The following is a 21,423-nucleotide window of genomic DNA, read 5'->3' as shown; positions in this document are numbered from 1 at the left end:
CTCACTTGAGATATATCCCAACTTTTCAACCTATCGAAAAGTCATTAATTATCAAAAGCCTACAAGCCATTTTACCCACTGCCCCGAATAGGCCGCAAGTGAGTTATTTGCATTTTTGGCATTTTCTTCAATAATACTGTACAAAATAACAGTTGTTGAGTTTACCATGCCATCTCCTTTTATGACTGAAGTACGCAACACCCTCAGAGTGAAGCGCTATAGCTATAAAACTGAACAGTCGTATTGTTATTGGATCAAGTACTTCATCCGTTATCAAAACATGAAGCACCCACAGGATTTAGGGCCTGATCATGTCAGACAGTTTTTGACTTATCTTGCCGTTCAGCGTCGGGTTGCGACTTCAACGCAAAACCAGGCATTGAATGCTCTGAACTTTTTATACAAACAAGTTTTAGGTAGACCTTTGGGGGATGTCAGCAATCTGGTCAAAGCCAAAAAGGCCACAAAGATTCCTGTGGTGTTTGAACGGCATGAAGTGAATGCAATTTTCACAGTGATCAGCCCTACACACAAATTACCGGTTCAACTGATGTATGGTTCCGGGTTGCGGCTAATGGAGTGCCTTCGTCTGCGTATTAAGGATATTGATTTCAACCGTATGGCCATTATTGTTCGCAGTGGTAAAGGCAATAAGGATCGGGTAACCATCTTGCCAGACCTGCTTATTCCTGAGCTAAAAGCTCGCATAAGCGAGGTTCGCCTTCTCCATACCATGGATAAAGAGGCCGGTTTTGGTGAAGTATGGATGCCGGATTCTCTGGCAACAAAATACCCATCTGAGGCAAAAAGCCTGCATTGGCAGTATCTGTTTTGTTCTCACAAGCGTTCAATCGATCCAAGAGATGGCCGCGAGCGACGCCATCATATTGATGACAGTACTTTGCAAAGAGCGGTAAAACGAGCCATTGAGTTATCCGGTATAGAAAAGAAAGGTAGCTGCCATACTTTCCGACATTCTTTTGCCACCCATTTACTTGATGATGGCTACGATATACGAACGGTTCAGGAGCTTCTTGGACACAGAGACCTGAAGACAACCCAGATCTACACTCATGTTCTAAACCGTGGTGGTCATGCAGTAAAGAGTCCTTTGTGCAAAATATGAGTGGCACGCTACCGCCCGAGGTGTTTCCCGAAACGGCTGAAGAGCACCTACTCACTGGCTCAACAGTTTCCTGCCTGTCTGGCTGAATAGATTCTATTGAGCGACATTGTGCCACTATTACTTATTGAAGGATAGGTAGTAGTGCTTATTTTTGGCTGCCTTATATTTTCCGTGATCCATTCATAACACCTATACGTAGAAAATGACATAACAACATATTGGCTGGCAGGCATGATAAGGAACGAAGTTATATGGTTTACCGGAGCGGCGATGAGTGCAGGCAGGGTCAATACATTATGGCTAAAGAAAGTAAGCATTTATTAGTTCTTAACGCCTTGTTGTTTCAGCTGGTTTGGTTTGTTGCTGTACAAGGCAATAATCTGTATGCGCTATTCGCGTTAGCCTTCTTGCTTGTTGCGCACTTCTCGCTCATGAAACCCGATGAACAAGAGTTACGACTGATCTTTGCCGTACCAGTCGTTGGTATCATCGCTGACAGTTTGATTATGAATACAGGGTGGATTGAATATCACAATGATAATACTTTTATGATTCCAATCTGGCTATGCGTTTTATGGATTGCCTTCGCGACGACTCTGAAACATTCGATGAACTGGGTATTTAAGACCTCTTGGTTACCACCACTGGTAGGATTACTGATTGTGCCATTCAGTTATTGGGCAGGCATTAAGTTATCCGGGTCTCAGCTCTTGATCCCGATGGAGAGAATGCTGCTGCTGGAAGGCTTGGTCTGGGCTGTTTTATTGACTCTGATTGGCTATATAGAAAGGAAACAGATGCAATCTCTATGCTAATGTCTTCACCCCCAAAATCGATCATGATGTTCAGTCTGATTTTAATGGTCTCCCCGCTCACCAGGGCAGATCATCCAGCTCTTATCGGCTATGCATATCACATGGGAACACAACAGCTTGCCTACACCGAAGAGCACAGCTTCCCAGACACCTTTTCTCATCATGTTATTTATAAAGAGGCTGATGGCCAAGTTTTCGCCCGCAAAACCATCGACTACAGCGATAGCTACATTGCGCCTGATATCATTCAGGAAAATCAGCGCAATGGTGAACTGATTAAAACTGAGTTTATCGGCGATGCATACAAAGTTTCTTACAAAGCTGGCTTCGGGGAAGGCACTGAACAATCAGACATCACCTTATCTCCTGACTTGGTGATCGATGCCGGCTTCGATCATTATATTCGTTCAAGTTGGGACTCTCTCATTACGGAAAAAGAAACAGTCATTCAATACCTGATACCAAGCCACCAAAGAAAAATCGATCTCCGTATAAAACCAGTTAAATGCAAGAAAGATCTGAAAGATACACATATTTGCTTTAATATTGCTGCAGACAGCTGGTTGTATCGCATGCTCTCTTCTCCGCTTATGCTCAGCTATGACAAGCAAAGTCAAAAGCTTAAGACGTTCTCTGGCCGATCTAATATCAGCGATAAGAATGGTGATTATCTGGACGTCACTATTCGCTATCATTTCCATACAACTTTCAAAAATCGAGAGCTTAGCTATGTTGCGAATTAGCACCCTACTAATGATCCTGTTGTTATTTGGCTGCGGCTCCGTCGATATCAGCCAATATCAAAATAACAAACCCAGTCTTTCATTACCGGTTTTTTTCAATGGCCCTTTGACAGCTCATGGGATACTGAAGAATCGAAGCGGCGAGGTAATACGCTACTTTAATGTCACAATGACAGGGAGCTGGGACGAACAAGGCATTGGTACCCTGGATGAGGATTTTATTTTTGACGACGGAGAAAAACAAAAACGTATCTGGACATTCGCGCCGGATGGCAAAGGCAGTTACCTGGCCAGTGCCGGAGATGTTAAAGAAGCAGTGCCTGTGAAAACATCCGGGAATGCTTTCTTTATGGAGTATGTGCTGAATATCCTCTATAAGGGCAAGCCTCTCGAAGTGTCGATAGACGACAAAATGTATCTGGTCAGCGATAAAGTCATCATCAATGAATCCATTATGACCAAGTTTGGTATCGACGTGGGCTATATCACTCTGACTATCATCAAAGCCGGGAATGATACCGGCAGCTGAACATAGCTCCCGTTTTGGTATTCCATCTGTAAAATAGTTTTATCCATTTTATGACCTGTTCATGCAAGTTATTCCCGGGAGTCTGACGGTAGCGCTCAGTCATCCAGCAATAAGTTGTTTATCCTGAGAGATTGAACTCACAGAGAAGCCAGGACTCCTTTGGCCAATAGCTTTACAATCAATGCGTTCAGCGTAACCAATGGATTGACACCAAAAGTAACGCCAAGGTTAGGCTCATTATCCCGTGTAACAAAACCAACGCCGGGGACCAGTTCACGAGGTTGCAGTGTAGTGAAATCAACAATATTGGTCGTTTCTGAAGAGCCCGGGTATGTCGATTTCGGTATAATGTTTTGCATTATATCGTTAACGAATTTGCCGTTGCCACACCAGTAGACAACCTCTCTAACAGCCTGTGACAGCAGTTCATCTTCATTCATGGCCTGACCCACGCGCTCTTCTGTGAATTGGGGAAACGCCTTGTGAAACAGAGTAGCCAGAATGACCTTTATTTTACGCTCATGATTGAGCATGGACTCCCTATTGCCAGAGTTGAACTGTTTTTGAAAACACAGAGCATATTGCAATACCAGCCCCTGGGCATTTTTTGCCAATTCTGAAAATGCCACCTTGGCTCGATCCTCTGATTGTTCAAAATCAAGAAACTTCTGACATCTGCTGGAGAAAAAATAATCTTCACCCAGTTCATTTATTGTTTTCGTGTCACCGGTGTCTCGCATGCCTACGGGCCCCACATTGGGATATTGTGAAGCTTTTTTCCACTGCAGCATTCTCCCCTCGGATGTGGCATCCACATAAGACGAAAGGACATGATGCTTTCGCCGGGTCACTGAATCATGGTCAGCTGCCATTACCGCCGGAGCATATAATCCGCAACTGAATAAAACACCGCAATCATGGGCATATTTATAGAGTCCCTCGTGAATCTGATCCGCCTTTGTCACTGGGTCAAGAACGTAAGGGTATAAATGATAAGGCGCATCTTTTGTTGATTTCAGATGAAGGCAATAACCTGTCTTTCCATCAATGTAGCGACACTTCTCCTCCAGTTTGGCCTTTTTGGCGGGCGGTATTAATGTCACCAGATCAGTCCGCACATCATTCCAGTGATATCTGCCGACCACTTCGGGAATCGAGCTTTTCAAGCCATGCTGGTCGGCTATGGCTGCCATCAGGCTGATTTTATTACCCTCTCTTGCCAGTTCTTCCGGTTTTTCTGTATCGCTGAGAAATTTCAGATAATCCCAGCCGCCATCCGTGCGTTGAATGGCCAGCGTACGCCCGTAGACCTCGACAGATTCGCCTGTAAATAATTCTATCGACGGAGGTGCTGTCCACTGCTGCGGATTACTCAGCTTTTTCCAATCATTATCAAACTGATTTTCCTGTGGCTGATAATCTTTATCCAGTGATAAAAGCAACTGCCAAATGTTTGGGCTTCCCATAGTATTGAGGGGATACACAGATCTACAAAACAAGACTTCCCGCTGTTTTGCACAATCAGGATTATTTAACCAGTTATTTAGCACATGAATTCGATGGCCTGGAGGGGCAAGACGTAGAAATGATTCAATGATGTCAAAATGTAAGTTAGTGACAAGATGGCTATATTCTACCAGTTCATTATATAACGCTGATGAAGTTGTCGAAGCCTCATAACCCGGATCCGGCCACAAGTCCGGCCGATAACTTTTTAGTCTGAGTGAAAAGGTTGCCTCTTGCTCACGGTATTCCGATCCCGCTCGAACCCATGACAGGCCCTCCATCAAAAGCCAGTCCATGAATTTCATGAAATCATAAGGACGGGTGAGGCCATTGCAGCATCCAACCTGGCTGATCAGGGTGTTCCATGTCTCACAGTACCGGTCATCTTCCTTTAAAAGACCTGATCTGTTTGACAAACCGGTATCATTCATTGCCGAAAAAATTTTTGCTGCCCACAAGCTTACATCTCCCAGAACTAATTTATTTATATAATTCGGCCCTGACCAATATTTCGATTCATCCCCTTCCTCCTGACAAATAGGCATTTGCTCAATAACAAGCTGGATAAACGACATTGCTTTTTTATCTAGCCGAAAGCATTCCTGATCCAACTGCTGTCCGAATTTATCGGGCAAGGTCCATAAAAACGGAGCGACTCGATTCACTGTATTGACAAACAATCGTTCATTAGTCAGACCAGCCTCTTTAGCCATAAGAAAAGGAGAATTTTCAAGATTAACCGATGCCTCTATAAACGCCTGTCTGGTGACAGTAATACCTATTTCAGTCAATAATTCAGCACATTGGTGCAGTCCTCCCAAAATAGCAATCATTGCAATCACTTGCTGTTCATCCTGACAAAATGAACCAATAATTTTACGGACTTGCTCCTGTGCTTCTTTTTGTGATTGTTGTGCAATAGCTTCAAGAACAAATACCAGTACTATGCTTCGATGGTATTTACTAATCCTGTAAAGCATAGCAATGCGGTGGTATTCGAAACTATGAGTTATAAGGTCTCTTATCATGTCACGGGCATTACATTTACAACGAAGGTAATTAAAAAAAAACATTAACCTTCTATATGAAGCTGCTGGTATTGATTGTGCTATTGCCTCCTGAAATAATTCATCATGACCGTATATGGAATTTAAAACTGCCTCGGAAAGAACGTCAAAGCGAGGATCAGCATCAGCAAAAATAGCCTTGACGAATAACAGGTCCGGAAAACCTGTTTTGCAGTTACCGACCAACTTTTCCATCGTATCAAAAGGGAGGTATACGGTAGACTCAGGATTAAGATCCACCCAGCCATTTTTTTGTTCGATGGGGAACCCTTGTTCAATAATGTAGGTGAGTACTTTCAGATTATTTTTTTCGACTCCCGCCCAAATAGCGATCTCCCGTGCTGTTTCTTGAATATCATTCGTTATTTTTTTTACTGATTCAGAACCATTTAAAATTTTAAAATCATTCTCAATGTAGGTTTCAGTAATAGTAACAGTAAGATTACCAGTATCAATGTATTCCTTAATCTCTCTTTTCAACTCATTGACTTTATCCATTGTACTGACATTGACATGTAATTTATCAAACTGTCGAGCAAGTTTTTCTAATGCTTCTTCGACACGTGGTTTTACAGCCTGTTTTGAAGTCAGTAATTCCAGTAACTTCGGCTGCCCTACCTGGCCAAAACTGAGGGCTACTTTCTGATTATCTTCAGCTCCTGCTTCTCTTCCGATGGTTTTCGGGCTGTAAGCTCTGGAATGACTGACTGTGCAGCCGCTAAGTGAAAACAAGCCGTCAGGGCCTGAGGATCTGCTTTCAGATACTCCAGCGTTGTCAGATACATAATTGGCAGGATTGAAAAGCCCCTCTTTGTCTTCAGTGGGCCGTACCGTCAGCCATTTATAATTCCCTGTCGCTCTACAATCACTGGCTTCGGAAGTTAAGCCTGATCCGGTTATGGTATCAGTATTTTTGCCTGTTACATCCATATTTTCTTACCCTTATCAAAATGTCCTTGACAACCTTTGACAATGAGAAGGAAAAAAAATTCCAATTCCCGGGCAGCACCTGGCAGCTAAACGAAGTTCCTGGTTGAGTGTTCCATTTATGAAACCGTTTTATCCGCTTCATTGTCTGTTCACGCAAGGCATTCAGAGCTAGTATGGGTCGACTGATTTGAGGATAGAGAGCATGAGCGAACAAGTTCAATACATTCCCCCGGCGGTTTGGACATGGGACGATGAATCCGGTGGCCAGTTTGCCAATATCAATCGTCCGGTATCAGGTAAGACACATGATCAGGAACTGCCTGGGGGAAAGCACCCGTTCCAGCTGTATTCGTTGGCTACTCCCAATGGAGTCAAAGTCACCATCATGCTGGAAGAGCTGTTAGAGAAAAACATTGATCAAGCCGAATATGATGCCTATCCCATCAAGATCATGGAAGGAGACCAATTCAGTAGCGGGTTTGTCGATATCAACCCTAATTCCAAGATTCCGGCATTGATCGATAACAGTGGCGAGACGCCGGTTCGTGTTTTTGAATCCGGTGCCATTCTGGTTCACCTTGCGGAAAAATTTGGCGAGTTTTTGCCGCAAAATGAAGGCCGTCCAGAAGTCATGTCCTGGTTATTCTGGCAAATGGGTAGTGCGCCCTTTTTAGGTGGGGGCTTTGGTCATTTTTATGCCTATGCACCTGAGAAGTTTGAATACCCGATTAATCGTTACACCATGGAAGTGAAACGCCAGTTGGATGTATTGGATAAGCAATTAGCGAACAATGCCTATATAGCAGGCACTGAATACTCCATCGCTGATATCGCGATTTGGCCCTGGTACGGTGCTTTGGTCTTGGGTCAGCTATACAACGCTGCAGAGTTTTTAAGTGTGGACTCTTATAAGAACGTTAAACGCTGGGCAGAACAGATTGCCTCTCGCCCGGCAGTAAAACGTGGCAGGATGGTCAATAGAACCTGGGGAGAACCCGAGGAACAATTGCCGGAGCGTCATGATAAGTCTGACTTCAAATTATTGAGAGCTGTTTAAGCATTAAGAAATTCAGCAAATTTATAGCTATCCTTTGTTTTCTCTTTAGAGTGGGAATGAGCCCTCAAAGCATAATTTCCACCTTAAAAGAACGATCCCAGGCCAAAATATGTTATAACGCTTTCCTATGAACACCATCAACATCCAATACTACAAGTCACCCGTTGGTGAGCTGATGCTGGGTACCTTTGACCAGCAGCTGTGCCTGTGTGACTGGCGCTATCGAAAGAAAAGATTGCGGATTGATGCTCGCGTCAAAAATGGGCTCAAAGCTGAGTATGTCGAGAAAGACGACGAAGTTATAGAGTATACCCGTCAGCAGTTGGAGGAGTATTTTCGTAAAGAGCGGAATACCTTTTCAGTGCCGCTGCTCCTGGTAGGTACCGCTTTCCAAAAGCAGGTTTGGCAAGCTCTTCAGGATATTCCCTATGGAGTGACCACCACCTATGCCGGACTGGCAGAATCCATAGGCAACAGAAATGCCCTGAGAGCCGTCGCCAATGCCAATGGTGCCAACGGCATTTCAATACTGATTCCCTGCCACCGGGTTATTGCCAGCAATGGTGAGCTACAGGGCTATGCCGGTGGTAAACCGGCTAAAGAAAAGCTACTTAATCTGGAAGGTGGCCTCCCTAATCAACAGGGTTCGCTGTTTGATTAACTGGCAGGATGCATAAAACACCTCCGACTCACCATAATAATATCATCAATATAACTCGAGTCCGATCATCTCATAGCTGCCCATAAAGACAGAAACTGATAAACTGCGCGGCCTGTTACAGGAGTTTTTATGTCAGGCACATCTCAAAAGAAGCAGACTCAACCCGCACCCGTCTGGCGGCGACTGGCTGCCATGATCTACGACAGTTTTCTGGTTTTGGCCATTATGTTTCTGGTGGGTTTTATCAACCTGGGTATTCAGATGAAGGTGTATGGGGCTAAAGAACTCAAGGCCATGACAGAGAGCGGGCAATCCATCGGCGGACCTATCTTTTATGCTGCACTTTTTCTGAGCATTTTTAGCTTCTTTGCCTTTTTCTGGTCCCGTCGAGGCCAGACTCTGGGTATGCAGGCGTGGAACATTCAAATTGTCGATCGGGAAGGGGGTTATATTTCCATCGGTCAATGCCTGATTCGAACACTGACCGCTATTCCTGCCCTTATGCTCTGTGGGCTGGGTGTCTTCTGGTGCCTGTGGGATCGAGAACATCTCAGCTGGCAAGATCGGTTGTCCCGGTCCAGAACACTGTACATTCCTAAACAAAAGTCCTGACCAGACAGATAGCAGGCAGCCAATGCCAGAAAGTGACTGCCCTCGTCTAACCTCATCTCCATTAGCCTTTGCCCTAAAAAAACAACCCAATAGCTTACGAAATAACGTAACACTTAGTCATCAGGCAGCTCTGTATAGCAGTAAAGACCCTATAGCAACACAGATCAAAACCGGCAGCAAAACAGACAACACTGGCGGGAAACCAAACACCAGGCTGGAAGGCCCCAGCAGGCTCTGCACAATCATGAATATAACCCCGGTAATCACCCCCGAAAAGATTCTCAGCCCCATACTGACCGAGCGCAAGGGGCCGAAAACAAAAGAGATTCCTACCAGTACCAGGGAAAAAACAGACAACGGTTGCAGTGCTTTTGTCCAGAACGCCAGCGCATATTCACCCGTATCCAGCCCCTGCTCTTCCAGATAACGGGTATAAGTATTCAGGCCGGATATAGACAAGCCATCCGGCTCAACCACCACCACTTTCAAGAGCGTTGTTGTCAGGTTGGTATCCCAGGGCTCTGTATTCACTTTTTCTGAGACCACTTTATCGCCTTGCATACGACTGAGGGTGACATCCTCAAGCAGCCAGTGATCCTGCTGATAGATCGCCCTTCTGGCAAACGAGCTTTCCTTGAGTTTCATATCATCATCAAAGACATATCGACTCACACCGTAGAGCACGCCATTAGGCTCAACCGCGTTAAAATACATAAATTCATTGCCTTCACGGTGCCAGACCCCTGCACCGGAATATTCGCCATTGTGAGATCGGGCGATATTCTTCCGGGTTTCGGCAATCTGTTCTGTGGTGGGTGCCACGTACTCACCCAACACAATACCTATGCAAATCAACACCAAAGCAGGCTTCATCACTGACCAGACCATCCGCCACAACGAAACACCTGCCGCTCTCATGACCACCAGTTCACTGTTTGAGGCCATGTTGCCCAGACCAGCAAGACAGCCAATCAAGGCAGACACCGGGATAAATTCGTAAATCTTCTTGGGGATGAGGAGCAAAATATAGACGACCACATCCGCTATCTGATAATTAGCACGAACATTATCCAGCTCCCCCAGAAAAGCGAACATGGATTCCAGCACCACCAGAATCAAAAGCACCACGACCATGGAAGCCATTACGTTCCATGCGATATAACGGTCCAGCTTACGCATGAGTAACTTTCCTTCTGGCAATCATAGCCTGCAAAGGCTCCTGAAAATAAAAGATCAATCCAAGCAGCAGGTAAATCCCATGCACCCACCAGACACCCATTTGTGGGGAAAGACGCCCATCATCAACCATTCCACGACTCAAAATCAGCAACGCCAGATATAGCAGATAGAGCAATACACCGGGCAGGAGTTTCACGAAACGACCCTGCCTGGGATTCACTTTTGAGAGCGGGACGGCCAGCAACACAATAATCGGGATCAATAATGGCAGTGACATTCGCCACTGCAACTCCGCTATATAGGTGGAATTATCCGAGCCTAGCAATGTCGAGGTGGGTAGAGCCTGCTCTTTACTGATCTCTTCAGCGACCGCACTCTCTTCCATTCGGATGCCATAGGTTTCATACCGGGTCACCCTGACTTTCTTGCCGCCGGGCGTCAGATCGTAACGATAGCCATCACTCAGGATCAGATATCGCTGTCCGGCCTCCTCCGTGGTAGATATACGACCACGCTCTGCCAACACCAGGGACATCCCTGTACTGTCACGATCGGCTGACTGGTGAGCAATAAACACCTTGTCCATCTGCTGATTGTCATCTGTCAGCGACTCGGTGTAAGTGACCCGGTTAGCTCCCTCAAACTTTTGAAACCGACCCGGCACCAGTGTGTCGAACTCAGTCATGGAATCCTGCTGATGAAGAATGGTTTCGACCTGCTTTATCCCCCAGGGAGCGACAAGAATACTCAGAAGAGCCACCACTATCATGACACCCAGGGCGGGAATCATGGTCATGCGCAGCAACTGTCCCTGACTGACACCACAAGCCCCCATAACTGTCATTTCATTTTCTGCGTAGAGCCTGCCATAAGCCATGATAATGCCCAGAAACAACCCCATGGGAATAATCATCACCAGGAACTCGGGCATTCTGTAACCCATGATGGCAAAAAGGATGTCGGCGTTCAGCGAGCCATTTGCAGCCTGTGCAAGATAGTTCACAAAACGGCCACTCATGATAATCAGGAGCACAACACCGGTAACGGCCAATGTGACCTTGAGCATTTCTTTGGCCAGGTATCGAAAAAGGATCGAAGGCATGATCTTGAGTTACTGTTTCCGCCGGTTCATTGAAAGTAAAACTCACTTACCTGAGAGATACGGTAAGTACTACGGTTCCAGATGAGAGAGCAGTCCTGGCTACTTGTCGACCATCAAAACACGTTTTTTCTGCCCGGAAAGACAGTTGTCGACACATTGATACAATAAACGGACTAAAATCTATCTCTGAAAGCCTTGCGGGAATTCACTTCTTGTGCAAGCTCTGTTCAAATACCCGACCTGACAATTATCCAACAAACCTGTTCGAGTTTATAGCCCGGATGAAAGAAGTCTCATCATTTACATTCCTTTTGCAAAAAAAGGGTGTAGCCGCAAGAGTCACACAGGGCTAACTCAGGTGTCTGTCGGTGCCATCGAAATCGTAACTCTTGGCTGCCAGCGTCAAAGGCACAATCAGGAGTATTTATCAGGGATTTGTCAGAAAGATTAACAGGAGATCGGGGGCATCCCCGTGAGTTATAACTGGACAAGTGTCCTATGGGAGCAACCATGCAATTTATCGTAAAAAGCGGAGCGGTAGAGAAGCAGAAAACTGCCTGCCTGGTTCTGGGTGTGCAGAAGAAAAAGCTTACCGCCTCAGCATCAGCCGTAAACGAGGCCAGCAAGGGTGCCATCGACAACATTGTCAAACGTGGCGACCTCAAGTACAAGGCAGGTCAGACCCTGTTGCTCCAGCACGTTCCGGAAATCCCCTCTGAGCGAATTTTGCTCTGTGCGACCGGCGAAGGAAAAGCACCCCTGAAAGAAAGTGAGTTCATCAAGCTCGCCCAAGCCGTTGCCTCTGAACTGAAGACGGCCTCTGCCAAAGACGCACTGGTGTCTCTGGAAGATATCGATGTAGATGGCAAGGACCACAGCTGGAAAGTTCGCCAGCTGGTAGAAGCCGTTGTCTATGCATTCTACCGGTTCGACGAGTTCAAGAGCAAAAGTGCCGATGCACTGACATTGAAGAAGGTCACGTTTCTGGCTGAGCGCAAACAGGCAAAAGCTCTGAATCAGGCTATTGCTGAAGGCCAGGCCATTGGTGAAGGCCGTAACCTTGCTCGAACTCTGGGCAACCTGCCTGGCAACGTCTGCCACCCGACTTATCTGGCAGACCAGGCCAAAGCTTTGGCGAAATCCCATGCCAGGATGACCGCCAAGATTCTGGGCGAAAAACAGATGTCTGATCTGGGTATGAACTCTCTGCTTTCCGTAGGCCAGGGCTCCGATCAGGAATCCAAGTTGATCCTGATGGACTACAAAGGCGGCAAACGTGGCGAGAAACCAATAGTCCTGCTGGGTAAAGGCATCACCTTTGATACTGGTGGTATTTCCCTGAAGCCAGGGGCCGCCATGGACGAAATGAAATTCGACATGTGTGGTGCAGCCAGTATTTTTGGCGCCATGCAGACCATTCTGGCACTGAACCTGCCCATCAATATCGTGGGCATGGTCGCCGCCGCCGAGAATATGCCCAGTGGCAACGCTACCCGTCCGGGCGACATCGTAACCTCAATGTCGGGTCAGACCATTGAGATCCTTAATACCGACGCCGAAGGCCGCCTGGTACTCTGCGACGCTCTGACCTACGCTGAGCGTTACAAGCCCAAAGCTGTGATCGATGTTGCCACACTTACAGGTGCCTGCGTCATTGCCCTGGGTCACCACACCACCGGTCTTCTGAGTAACAATGATGAGCTGGCTGAAGCACTGCTGAAAGCCTCCAAAGACGCTTCTGACCAAGCCTGGCAGCTGCCAATGGGTGAAGAGTACCAGGCTCAGCTGGATTCCAACTTTGCCGATATGGCCAACATCGGTGGCCGTTCGGCTGGCACCATCACAGCCGCCTGTTTCCTGGCGCGCTTTACAGAAAGCTACCCATGGGCTCACCTGGACATCGCCGGTACGGCATGGACTTCCGGTAAAGCCAAAGGCGCTACCGGTCGCCCCGTCCCCATGCTGATTCAATATCTGCTTAACCAGCTTTAATACTCTTTGGGGTTGCGGATCGATGGAGACTCACAACCCCGCTTTCGGAAAAGCTTCAACGCAGCTTTCAATATCCGACTCACGACGGATAGAAGTCAGCGACCTTTCAACCAGCATCATTTCCCATTACACTCAACCTCATGTCCCGAGTAACCTTCTATTTGCTGCAACAGCAGTCAGCACAAGCCGTTAAAAAATTCGCCTGTCGGTTGACCGACAGAGCGTGGCGTAATGGTATGGCTGTTCATATTCATACGGATAATGACATCCAGTGCGAAACTCTCGACCGACTGCTTTGGGAGTGGCGTGAAGATAGTTTCCTGCCGCACCAGATCATCAACAGCAAAGCCACGGGGGCGCCGATCACCCTGGGATATAAACCACCGAAATCGATGGACGACAACACCCTGCTGATCAATCTGTCCAATCAAATTCCGGCCTTTTACAAAAACTTTGTCCGAACTTGCGAAATTGTTGATCAGAGTCCGGGTCCGGTTGAGGTTCTCCGTGAAAAGTTCAGGGCTTACGTTGCAGACGGCATCCAGCCAGAAACCCACCAAATACAGGGTTAAAGCCATTAGCGGGTAAAGCACATGAGCCAGAAAAAGACGGAAGGTCTGCTGGATGAACAGGAAAGACTGAAAACCCTCTTAAAGGATGAGATAGATCGTAATGATCATCTCAATCAACACATCCCTGTTCTCACCGACCTTGCTGACCAGGAAGAAACCAGACAGACTGTCACAATTCTGGATGTCACAGAGAATTATCAACAGACTGAACCGCAGGAACCGCCTACTCTGAAACCTCCGCTTAACCGCGGCGTCAAACAGTCAGAACTGAAAACCCGGCTACGCAAACAGGCCCGACTGCTCATCCGGGAAATCATTGATGAAGAGCTGGTCAGGGTCGAAGCTCAGCTGAACCGCGAGCTAAACAACTACCTGGATCATCTTCTGGACCAGATGCCCGAAAATCTGTCGGATTAACACTGCCCTGCCTGTTCCGTGTATACTGCGCGGTTTAGATCAGAACCTGTCAGAACCCTGTAGTTATGGAAAAAACGTTTAACCCTCACGCGATTGAGCGCAGCTGGTATCAGACCTGGGAAGAAAAAGGCTACTTTGCCCCCTCCGGCAAGGGCTCTCCCTACTCCATCATGATTCCACCGCCCAATGTCACCGGCAGTCTGCATATGGGTCATGCTTTTCAGGACTCTATTATGGACGCCCTGATTCGTTACCAGCGCATGAAAGGCAGTAATACCCTGTGGCAGGTGGGTACTGACCATGCCGGTATTGCTACACAGATGGTGGTAGAGCGTAAAGTGCAGGCTGAAGAAGGCAAGACACGTCACGATTTCGGCCGTGCAGCCTTTACCGACAAGATCTGGGAATGGAAAGAAAAGTCCGGTGATAACATCACCCGTCAGCTGCGTCGTCTCGGAGCCTCTGTTGACTGGGACAATGAACGCTTCACCATGGACAAAGGCTTCTACAAAGCTGTTCAGGAAGTATTCGTTCGCCTATACAAAGACAATCTGATCTATCGTGGCAAACGCCTGGTCAACTGGGACCCCAAACTTCATACCGCCATCTCTGATCTGGAAGTGCTGAACAAGGATGTCAGGGGTCACATGTGGCACTTGCGTTACCCTCTGGCTGATGGCGAAAAAACCGCAGAAGGCAAAGACTACATTGTGGTCGCCACAACCCGTCCGGAAACCATGCTGGGGGACACAGGTGTTGCCGTTAATCCCGAAGACGAACGCTACAAGAGCCTGATCGGAAAAGACATTATTCTGCCACTGGTCAACCGTCGTATTCCTGTCGTTGCCGATGAACATGCTGACATAGAAAAAGGCACAGGTTGTGTAAAAATCACTCCAGCTCATGACTTCAACGATAACGAAGTGGGTAAGCGTTGCGGTCTGCCCATGATCAATGTCATGACTCTGGAAGGGCATATCAGTGAACGGGGTGAAGTCTTTAACATTGATGGTTCCAACAATCACGACATTGACGCCCCCATTCCTGAGAAATACCGTGGCATGGAGCGTTTTGCCGCACGTAGAGCCATCATCGCTGACTTTGAAGCAGCCGGGCTGCTGGAAGAGATCAAGGATCACGAACTGATGGTGCCATACGGCGACCGTTCAGACGTTGTCATCGAACCTCTGCTCACGGATCAGTGGTTTGTCCGTGCCGAGCCGCTGGCAAAACCTGCCATTGAAGCGGTTAAAGATGGCCGCATTCAGTTTGTCCCCAAACAGTACGAAAACATGTACTTTTCCTGGATGCAGGATATCCAGGACTGGTGTATCTCCCGCCAACTCTGGTGGGGCCACCGCATTCCAGCCTGGTATGATGAAAAAGGGAATGTTTATGTAGGTCGCAGTGAAGAAGACGTACGACAGGAAAACAACATTCCGGCCGGAGTCAGCCTGAGACAGGACGACGACGTGCTGGATACCTGGTTCTCTGCTGCACTCTGGACTTTTGGCACCCTGGGCTGGCCTGAAAACACAGAGCGTCTGAAAACCTTCCACCCCACAGATGTTCTGGTTTCCGGCTTTGACATCATTTTCTTCTGGGTTGCCCGGATGATCATGATGACCATGCATTTTGTCAAAGATGAAGACGGCAACCCTCAGGTACCCTTCAAGTACGTCTATATGACCGGCCTGATTCGTGATGAGAATGGCGACAAGATGTCCAAGTCCAAGGGTAACGTGCTGGACCCTCTGGATATGATCGACGGCATCAGTCTGGAAGATCTGGTTGAAAAACGCACCGGCAATATGATGCAGCCACAACTGGCGGCAAAAATTGAAAAACGTACCCGTAAAACCTTCTCTGAAGGCATAGCGGCGCACGGTACTGACGCTCTGCGTTACACCCTCTACTCACTGGCTTCTACCGGTCGTGACATTAACTGGGATATGAAACGTCTGGAAGGTTATAGAAACTTCTGCAACAAGATCTGGAACGCAGCCAACTACGTTCAGATGAACACTAAGGGTGAGGACTGTGGCCAGCATGGTGAGGACATTGAACTGACCCTGGCGGACAAGTGGGTTATTTCCCGACTGCAACGTCTGGAAGCCCAACTTGAAAAGAACCTGACGGACTTCCGTCTGGATCACGCCTCCCAGAATCTGTACGACTTCATCTGGAATGAATACTGTGCCTGGTATCTGGAGCTTTCCAAGCCTGTGCTATGGAATGAAGACGCTTCCGAAGCCCTGAAGCGTGGAACCCGTCGTACACTGGTTCGGGTTCTGGAAACCATTATGCGTCTGGCTCACCCATTCATGCCGTTTATTACTGAAGAGATCTGGCAGAACATCAAGAAAGAAGCCGGCGTTAAAGGTGAAACCCTGATGCTGCAGAGCTACCCGACTTTTGATGAAAGCAAGCTGGACGAAACTGCCGAGCAGGACATCGAATGGCTGAAAGGCTTTATCACCGGCATCCGCAATATCCGTGCTGAACTCAATATTGGCCCTAGTCGTGAACTGAATGTACTGCTGCGCAACCTCTCTTCTGACGACTATCGTCGTCTTGATGAAAACAGCACTTTTCTTAAGTCTTTGGCTAAATTGTCAGACATTCGTGCACTGAACTCTGACGAAGAAGCGCCTATGTCAACCACTCAATTGGTCGGCAAGATGGAAGTTTTGGTACCGATGGCTGGCCTGATCGACAAGGACAAGGAAGCAGCCCGTCTGAGCAAAGCAGTTGAACGACTGAATAAGGAGGTTCAGCGCTTTGAAGGCAAACTGGCCAATGAAAAGTTCATCAACAACGCCAAACCCGAAGTGGTTGAAAAAGAGCGCGGAAAGTTGGCCGAAGCCCTGGCTGCCAGAGAACGTTTGGATGAACAGCTCAAAGCGATTCAGGCTCTGTAAAAAACGGTAGACGTTCAGTTTACCTTTTTTGACTCCTGAATGAACGAAAGGCCTGTGAGCAGAAGCAGACAGGCCTTCTTTAGCGATTTGCCAGGGACGCAAAAGCAGTTGCCCCTAATCGTTGTTTTTCCGGAATTGATTCCTGATCCGTTGCAATCTTATCCACTCTTCTTCAGCAGCCAGTAGCTCTGAAAACAGCTCGTGCCCAACGACCGAATCAGAATCACCGTCTTCTTCAACACCCTCTGCCCGCTCTTCAATCCAGAAGTGCTCAAATCGATCTTCAATCTGAAGGTTCAACAAATTAGCCCGTACGACTCTGGAATCATCATCTATTCTGAGAATGACTTCCCTGTCAGAGAAAAACCGTTTAACCCTTGCAAACAAGCTCTTCCAGAAAAAAAGAAACTCACCTTTTTCAAGATTTCCCGGACCTGAAGTGGGCTCATCACCCTGATCAGAATCGTCAACCATAATTCGCCCTTACTGAACGGTCTTATAAATTGATTATAGAACCCCGCTTTTCTCTGGTCTGACATCCAGATTACGGCATTATTGACAGCATTTAATCAGGCAAGGAAGAAGACTCGGCAAACCCATAAAGTGGGTAAAAAGTCATCAGGAGAGAGAAAACGGAGGAATAAAGAAACGAATGAAACAAGGCCAGCCCCAGGAAGCTGACCCAATTCAGGCGCCTGAACACTTATTTGATATCAAGAACCTGCTCTTCAATTTTCTGCTTCCAGATTTGTGGTCCGGTTTTGTGGACAGAATCACCGGTGTGATCCACCGCTACGGTCACTGGCATATCCTTGACCTCAAATTCGTAGATGGCTTCCATCCCCAGCTCAGGGAAGGCAACCACTTCTGCTTTCTTGACAGCCTGGGAAACCAGATAGGCGGCTCCACCCACGGCGATCAGATAGACAGATTCGTTATCCCTGATCGCATCAATCGCAGCATCACCCCGTTCAGCCTTGCCAATCATTCCAGCCAGACCTGTCTGCTCCAGCATAGTGCGGGTAAATTTGTCCATACGGGTAGAAGTCGTCGGACCCGCCGGACCAACCACTTCATCACGAACCGGATCAACAGGTCCTACGTAATAAATAAAGCGACCTTTCAAATCAACAGGCAGCTCTTCACCACAGGACATCATATCAACCATGCGCTTGTGGGCAGCATCGCGACCCGTCAGGATTTTTCCTGACAGCAGTACTGTGTCACCGGGTTTCCAGCCTTTGATCTCTTCTTTTGAGATGTCGTCAACATTGACTTTTCGCACCCCTTCACTCATATCCAGAGCGACTTCAGGGTAATCATCCAGACTCGGAGCTTCCTGAATCACGGGGCCACTGCCGTCCAGTACAAAATGTGCATGTCGTGTAGCAGCACAGTTTGGAATCATCGCTACAGGCAGAGAAGCAGCATGAGTCGGGTAATCCTTGATTTTGATATCAAGCACTGTGGTGAGACCGCCCAGACCCTGTGCACCAATACCCAGACTATTAACGGCATCCATGATCTCCAAACGCAGTTCTTCAACCCGGTTACCGGGTCCGCGCTCTCTGAGTTCATGAATATCGATAGGTTCCATCAGGGATTCCTTGGCCAGCACCATGGCTTTTTCGGCCGTACCACCGATACCAATGCCCAGCATACCCGGAGGACACCAGCCCGCACCCATCGTTGGCACAGTTTTCCTGACCCACTCAACAATATCATCAGACGGGTTAAGCATAGCCAGCTTGGACTTGTTCTCAGAACCGCCTCCTTTGGCTGCCACCTGGACATCAACAGTATCCCCTGGCACCAAAGTCATATGGATAACAGCAGGTGTGTTGTCTCTGGTATTTTTACGGGCACCTGCCGGATCTTCCAAAACGGAGGCACGGAGAACATTTTCCGGGTGCGTGTAGGCACGGCGAACACCTTCATTCACCATATCCTCGACACTTCGGTCACTTTCGAAGCGGACATTCATACCGATTTTGAGAAAGACAGTAACAATACCGGTATCCTGACAAATGGGTCGTTTACCCATGGCACACATTCTGGAATTAATCAGAATCTGGGCCATGGCGTCTTTGGCTGCCTTGGAGGGCTCTTTCTTCCAGGCATCATGAACAGCGTGAATAAAGTCCAGCGGATGATAACAGGAGATAAATTGCAGAGCGTCAGCTACGCTCTCAATCAGATCCTCTTCACGAATTAATGGCATTGCGCTCCCCAACTCCCATGTTCGGTCCAGATACCTGTCGTGCCCAAAGCACAGCTCCAACAGACTCCGGATTTGCAAGCTTCAAAGTATTACGATCTCTGAAGAACAGCCTTCAGGACCCTGACCGGTTAACCGGCTCTGTTTTTCGTTACTGCTCTGAACAGAAACGTCTGTCGTGCAGATCAAAACATCAATGAAGAACCCATCGAAACCTGACAGTTTTAACGGTTTCCTATGGACTTCCCCTCCTCATTTGCCCGGCCAGTATATCAATGCTTGGCATCAGAAAACATGGATTGAAAACAGGATCTTTCACTTTTTATCACGGATTACCGAAACAAAACGACACATTATACCTGACAACACGGGTTACAGCAGAATCATGGTTTCGGTTGATACGCTAAAGCGGAAAAACACAAAAGCATTGCAAAGAGGGCTTTTCTACAGAACAGAAAAGGTTGAAATGAGAGGATAAGTGCAACCTGTTGAGATTTTAGATATGAATCAGTTAAAGGAGGATGTCGGGGAGGATTGCCAGCTCTCCAGTTACATAGCTAATGTCCAAAGCTACTGCCTGACATCAAAATAGTGACGAGTGCAGAGTTACCCGCAGCATCGCTGGGCAGGAAATTGAAGTTAAGGGCTGGATTCTATGAACATATTTACTACAGAGCTTATGGAATCATTTTCATCAATGACCTGCAATTTTATTTTTGGCATCACCCATATTGTTTTGGCGTCTGATGAGGGGTAGGACTCTATTATCTGACTGACACCAAAAACTTTCGGGTAAATAAGCTCTTCCCGGATCTTTCTAATTGCCCGCCTCTTTACTACCTTCCAGGTTTCCTGAAGGTTATTATCCGGCAATAATTTGACTGACGAGCTGGCTTGAGGCGGTTTGCGGAATATATTAATTGCATACTTTGAGTCATTAGATGAAAGGGAGTCTATCTGAGCTGTTCCCTCTGCAGTGTTGGCGCTGACAAGTATCGTTACTGGAATAGTAACCGTTTTTTCTCTCATCTTTTTTTTTGATTTTGATGTGCGTGGGGGCTCAATACCTAAAAGAAGTTGCCCTGTGATATGAAAGTGATAGTGATCGTGCTCACTTATAGTAGATCTTTCAGAAGCAGCACCATGGGAGGACTCTTCTTCCGGAGGTAGCAGTCCCGGGGTGGCATCAGTTAATGACTTTGCATGAGACTCGGTTCTTATTAGCTTCGGTCGCGAGGCCTCCTTAATGGCACTTTTGCCTGAAGCTGGTCGTTTTCGTGATGCTGGTTCATTTTCAACACTGGATGAAGCAGTGCTCCCGGAAATAGTAACTGTTGGATCTTTAAGAATGGGGTCAATCACATATAACTGATCCTGGTTTTGGATTTCAATGGGTCCTATCGGGAGGGCAAGGGGGAAGCCAGATCGTTGATCACCCTCAGTAGATGACATTTGAATTAATGTCTCGGGTGAAAACTCTTGAAGAGGCTCATGAGTCACTACGCCTTGATCTAAGGAAGGAGACAACAACCGATTTTGATTTAAAGAGTAAGAAGCCGGCCAGAGCTCCATACTAAAAAGCGAGTTTTTCCTATAAATAGTTTCAGGGAGGATAATTGCAACACTTGGCTTTAGTGACTGTGCCGGGTGTGTATAGGAACCGAGAGAATGTGAAATAATAAGGTGGCAACTATCCCCTTGTCGATGTGCGACGACAATTTCATCGTATAACTCATCAAAAGTAACACTGTACTCGGTGATGCTATCAGCCAAATCATCATCTGCGTTAGCATTCATGGCTAAATATCCAAGTGCAAGGGTAAAGAAAGTTCTTGCGAAAAGACTATAGGAAACCATGCTTTGTCACCTATTTGACTACTGGACAGAAACATTCTATCCATCCATCACTGCTAATCGGCACTCTTAGGGTAGACATTAAGCCCCACCCACAGCACAAAGACCTAATCTTGTACGCC

At 47.2% G+C, this 21,423-nt stretch carries 17 protein-coding genes; 11 read left to right on the top strand and 6 right to left on the bottom strand.

Going from position 1 to position 21,423, the window contains the following annotated elements; all coding sequences use genetic code 11:
- Positions 1 to 181 precede the first annotated feature (181 nt).
- The 4 genes from KDK17_RS04170 (at position 182) to KDK17_RS04155 (ending at position 3,213) form a co-directional block, all read left to right on the top strand.
- The gene (locus KDK17_RS04170; RefSeq protein WP_257287414.1) at positions 182 to 1,126 is read left to right on the top strand and encodes an integron integrase; all 945 of its coding nucleotides are present in this window, start codon (positions 182 to 184) and stop codon (positions 1,124 to 1,126) included.
- A 296-nt stretch (positions 1,127 to 1,422) separates the two neighbouring features.
- Positions 1,423 to 1,941, top strand: a complete 519-nt coding sequence (locus KDK17_RS04165) for a DUF2878 domain-containing protein (protein WP_257287413.1) — start codon at positions 1,423 to 1,425, stop codon at positions 1,939 to 1,941.
- A gap of 23 nt (positions 1,942 to 1,964) precedes the next feature.
- Positions 1,965 to 2,684 (top strand): hypothetical protein, encoded by a 720-nt coding sequence (locus tag KDK17_RS04160; protein ID WP_257287412.1) that lies wholly within the window; start codon positions 1,965 to 1,967, stop codon positions 2,682 to 2,684.
- Positions 2,671 to 3,213: a DUF3833 domain-containing protein gene (locus KDK17_RS04155; protein ID WP_257287411.1), complete on the top strand. Its 543-nt coding sequence runs from the start codon at positions 2,671 to 2,673 to the stop codon at positions 3,211 to 3,213. Before KDK17_RS04160 ends, KDK17_RS04155 begins: the two co-directional genes overlap by 14 nt.
- 137 nt (positions 3,214 to 3,350) lie before the next feature.
- On the opposite strand, the gene KDK17_RS04150 is transcribed toward KDK17_RS04155, so the two are convergent.
- Positions 3,351 to 6,716, bottom strand: a complete 3,366-nt coding sequence (locus KDK17_RS04150; RefSeq protein ID WP_257287410.1) for a hypothetical protein — start codon at positions 6,714 to 6,716, stop codon at positions 3,351 to 3,353.
- Positions 6,717 to 6,918: 202 nt separating this feature from the next.
- Here KDK17_RS04150 and yghU point away from each other — a divergent pair, with 202 nt between their 5' ends.
- The 3 genes from yghU (at position 6,919) to KDK17_RS04135 (ending at position 9,046) form a co-directional block, all read left to right on the top strand.
- The gene (gene yghU, locus KDK17_RS04145) at positions 6,919 to 7,773 is read left to right on the top strand and encodes a glutathione-dependent disulfide-bond oxidoreductase (RefSeq protein ID WP_257274276.1); all 855 of its coding nucleotides are present in this window, start codon (positions 6,919 to 6,921) and stop codon (positions 7,771 to 7,773) included.
- A gap of 127 nt (positions 7,774 to 7,900) precedes the next feature.
- The gene (locus tag KDK17_RS04140) at positions 7,901 to 8,434 is read left to right on the top strand and encodes a methylated-DNA--[protein]-cysteine S-methyltransferase (protein WP_257274277.1); all 534 of its coding nucleotides are present in this window, start codon (positions 7,901 to 7,903) and stop codon (positions 8,432 to 8,434) included.
- A 129-nt stretch (positions 8,435 to 8,563) separates the two neighbouring features.
- Positions 8,564 to 9,046, top strand: a complete 483-nt coding sequence (locus KDK17_RS04135; RefSeq protein WP_257274278.1) for an RDD family protein — start codon at positions 8,564 to 8,566, stop codon at positions 9,044 to 9,046.
- 120 nt (positions 9,047 to 9,166) lie between these two features.
- Here the strand turns inward: KDK17_RS04135 and lptG are convergent, their stop codons facing one another.
- On the bottom strand, positions 9,167 to 10,225 hold the full coding sequence (lptG, locus tag KDK17_RS04130; protein WP_257274279.1) for an LPS export ABC transporter permease LptG: 1,059 nt from the start codon (positions 10,223 to 10,225) through the stop codon (positions 9,167 to 9,169).
- Positions 10,218 to 11,327, bottom strand: coding sequence for an LPS export ABC transporter permease LptF (gene lptF / locus KDK17_RS04125; RefSeq protein WP_257274280.1), 1,110 nt, complete (start codon positions 11,325 to 11,327; stop codon positions 10,218 to 10,220). The genes lptG and lptF overlap by 8 nt, the downstream gene beginning before the upstream one ends.
- A 510-nt stretch (positions 11,328 to 11,837) precedes the next feature.
- Between lptF and KDK17_RS04120 the strand changes: the two genes are divergently transcribed.
- The 4 genes from KDK17_RS04120 to KDK17_RS04105 all read left to right on the top strand — a co-directional run bounded on the left by KDK17_RS04120 (position 11,838) and on the right by KDK17_RS04105 (position 17,229).
- Positions 11,838 to 13,319 carry a leucyl aminopeptidase gene (locus KDK17_RS04120; RefSeq protein ID WP_257274282.1) on the top strand — a complete coding sequence of 494 codons (1,482 nt, stop codon included), beginning with the start codon at positions 11,838 to 11,840 and terminating at the stop codon, positions 13,317 to 13,319.
- A gap of 140 nt (positions 13,320 to 13,459) precedes the next feature.
- On the top strand, positions 13,460 to 13,891 hold the full coding sequence (locus tag KDK17_RS04115; protein WP_257254185.1) for a DNA polymerase III subunit chi: 432 nt from the start codon (positions 13,460 to 13,462) through the stop codon (positions 13,889 to 13,891).
- 21 nt (positions 13,892 to 13,912) lie between these two features.
- Positions 13,913 to 14,308 carry a hypothetical protein gene (locus KDK17_RS04110; protein ID WP_257254186.1) on the top strand — a complete coding sequence of 132 codons (396 nt, stop codon included), beginning with the start codon at positions 13,913 to 13,915 and terminating at the stop codon, positions 14,306 to 14,308.
- A 65-nt stretch (positions 14,309 to 14,373) separates the two neighbouring features.
- Positions 14,374 to 17,229 (top strand): valine--tRNA ligase, encoded by a 2,856-nt coding sequence (locus tag KDK17_RS04105; protein ID WP_257287409.1) that lies wholly within the window; start codon positions 14,374 to 14,376, stop codon positions 17,227 to 17,229.
- Between the two features lie 114 nt (positions 17,230 to 17,343).
- Here KDK17_RS04105 and KDK17_RS04100 read toward each other — a convergent pair whose 3' ends face one another.
- From KDK17_RS04100 to KDK17_RS04090, 3 genes are all read right to left on the bottom strand, one after another.
- A complete protein-coding gene (locus KDK17_RS04100) occupies positions 17,344 to 17,703 on the bottom strand; it encodes a hypothetical protein (RefSeq protein ID WP_257254190.1) in 360 nt (119 codons plus the stop codon).
- A 229-nt stretch (positions 17,704 to 17,932) separates the two neighbouring features.
- Positions 17,933 to 19,450 carry a fumarate hydratase gene (locus KDK17_RS04095; RefSeq protein WP_257254191.1) on the bottom strand — a complete coding sequence of 506 codons (1,518 nt, stop codon included), beginning with the start codon at positions 19,448 to 19,450 and terminating at the stop codon, positions 17,933 to 17,935.
- Positions 19,451 to 20,086: 636 nt separating this feature from the next.
- The gene (locus KDK17_RS04090) at positions 20,087 to 21,304 is read right to left on the bottom strand and encodes a hypothetical protein (protein WP_257287408.1); all 1,218 of its coding nucleotides are present in this window, start codon (positions 21,302 to 21,304) and stop codon (positions 20,087 to 20,089) included.
- Between the last annotated feature and the right edge of the window lie 119 nt (positions 21,305 to 21,423).

The sequence above is a fragment of the Endozoicomonas sp. SESOKO2 genome, assembly GCF_024606245.1.
GTDB lineage: Bacteria > Pseudomonadota > Gammaproteobacteria > Pseudomonadales > Endozoicomonadaceae > Endozoicomonas_A.
Note: the sequence above shows the minus strand (reverse complement) of the source record. Positions and strands in the feature narration are given on the sequence as shown.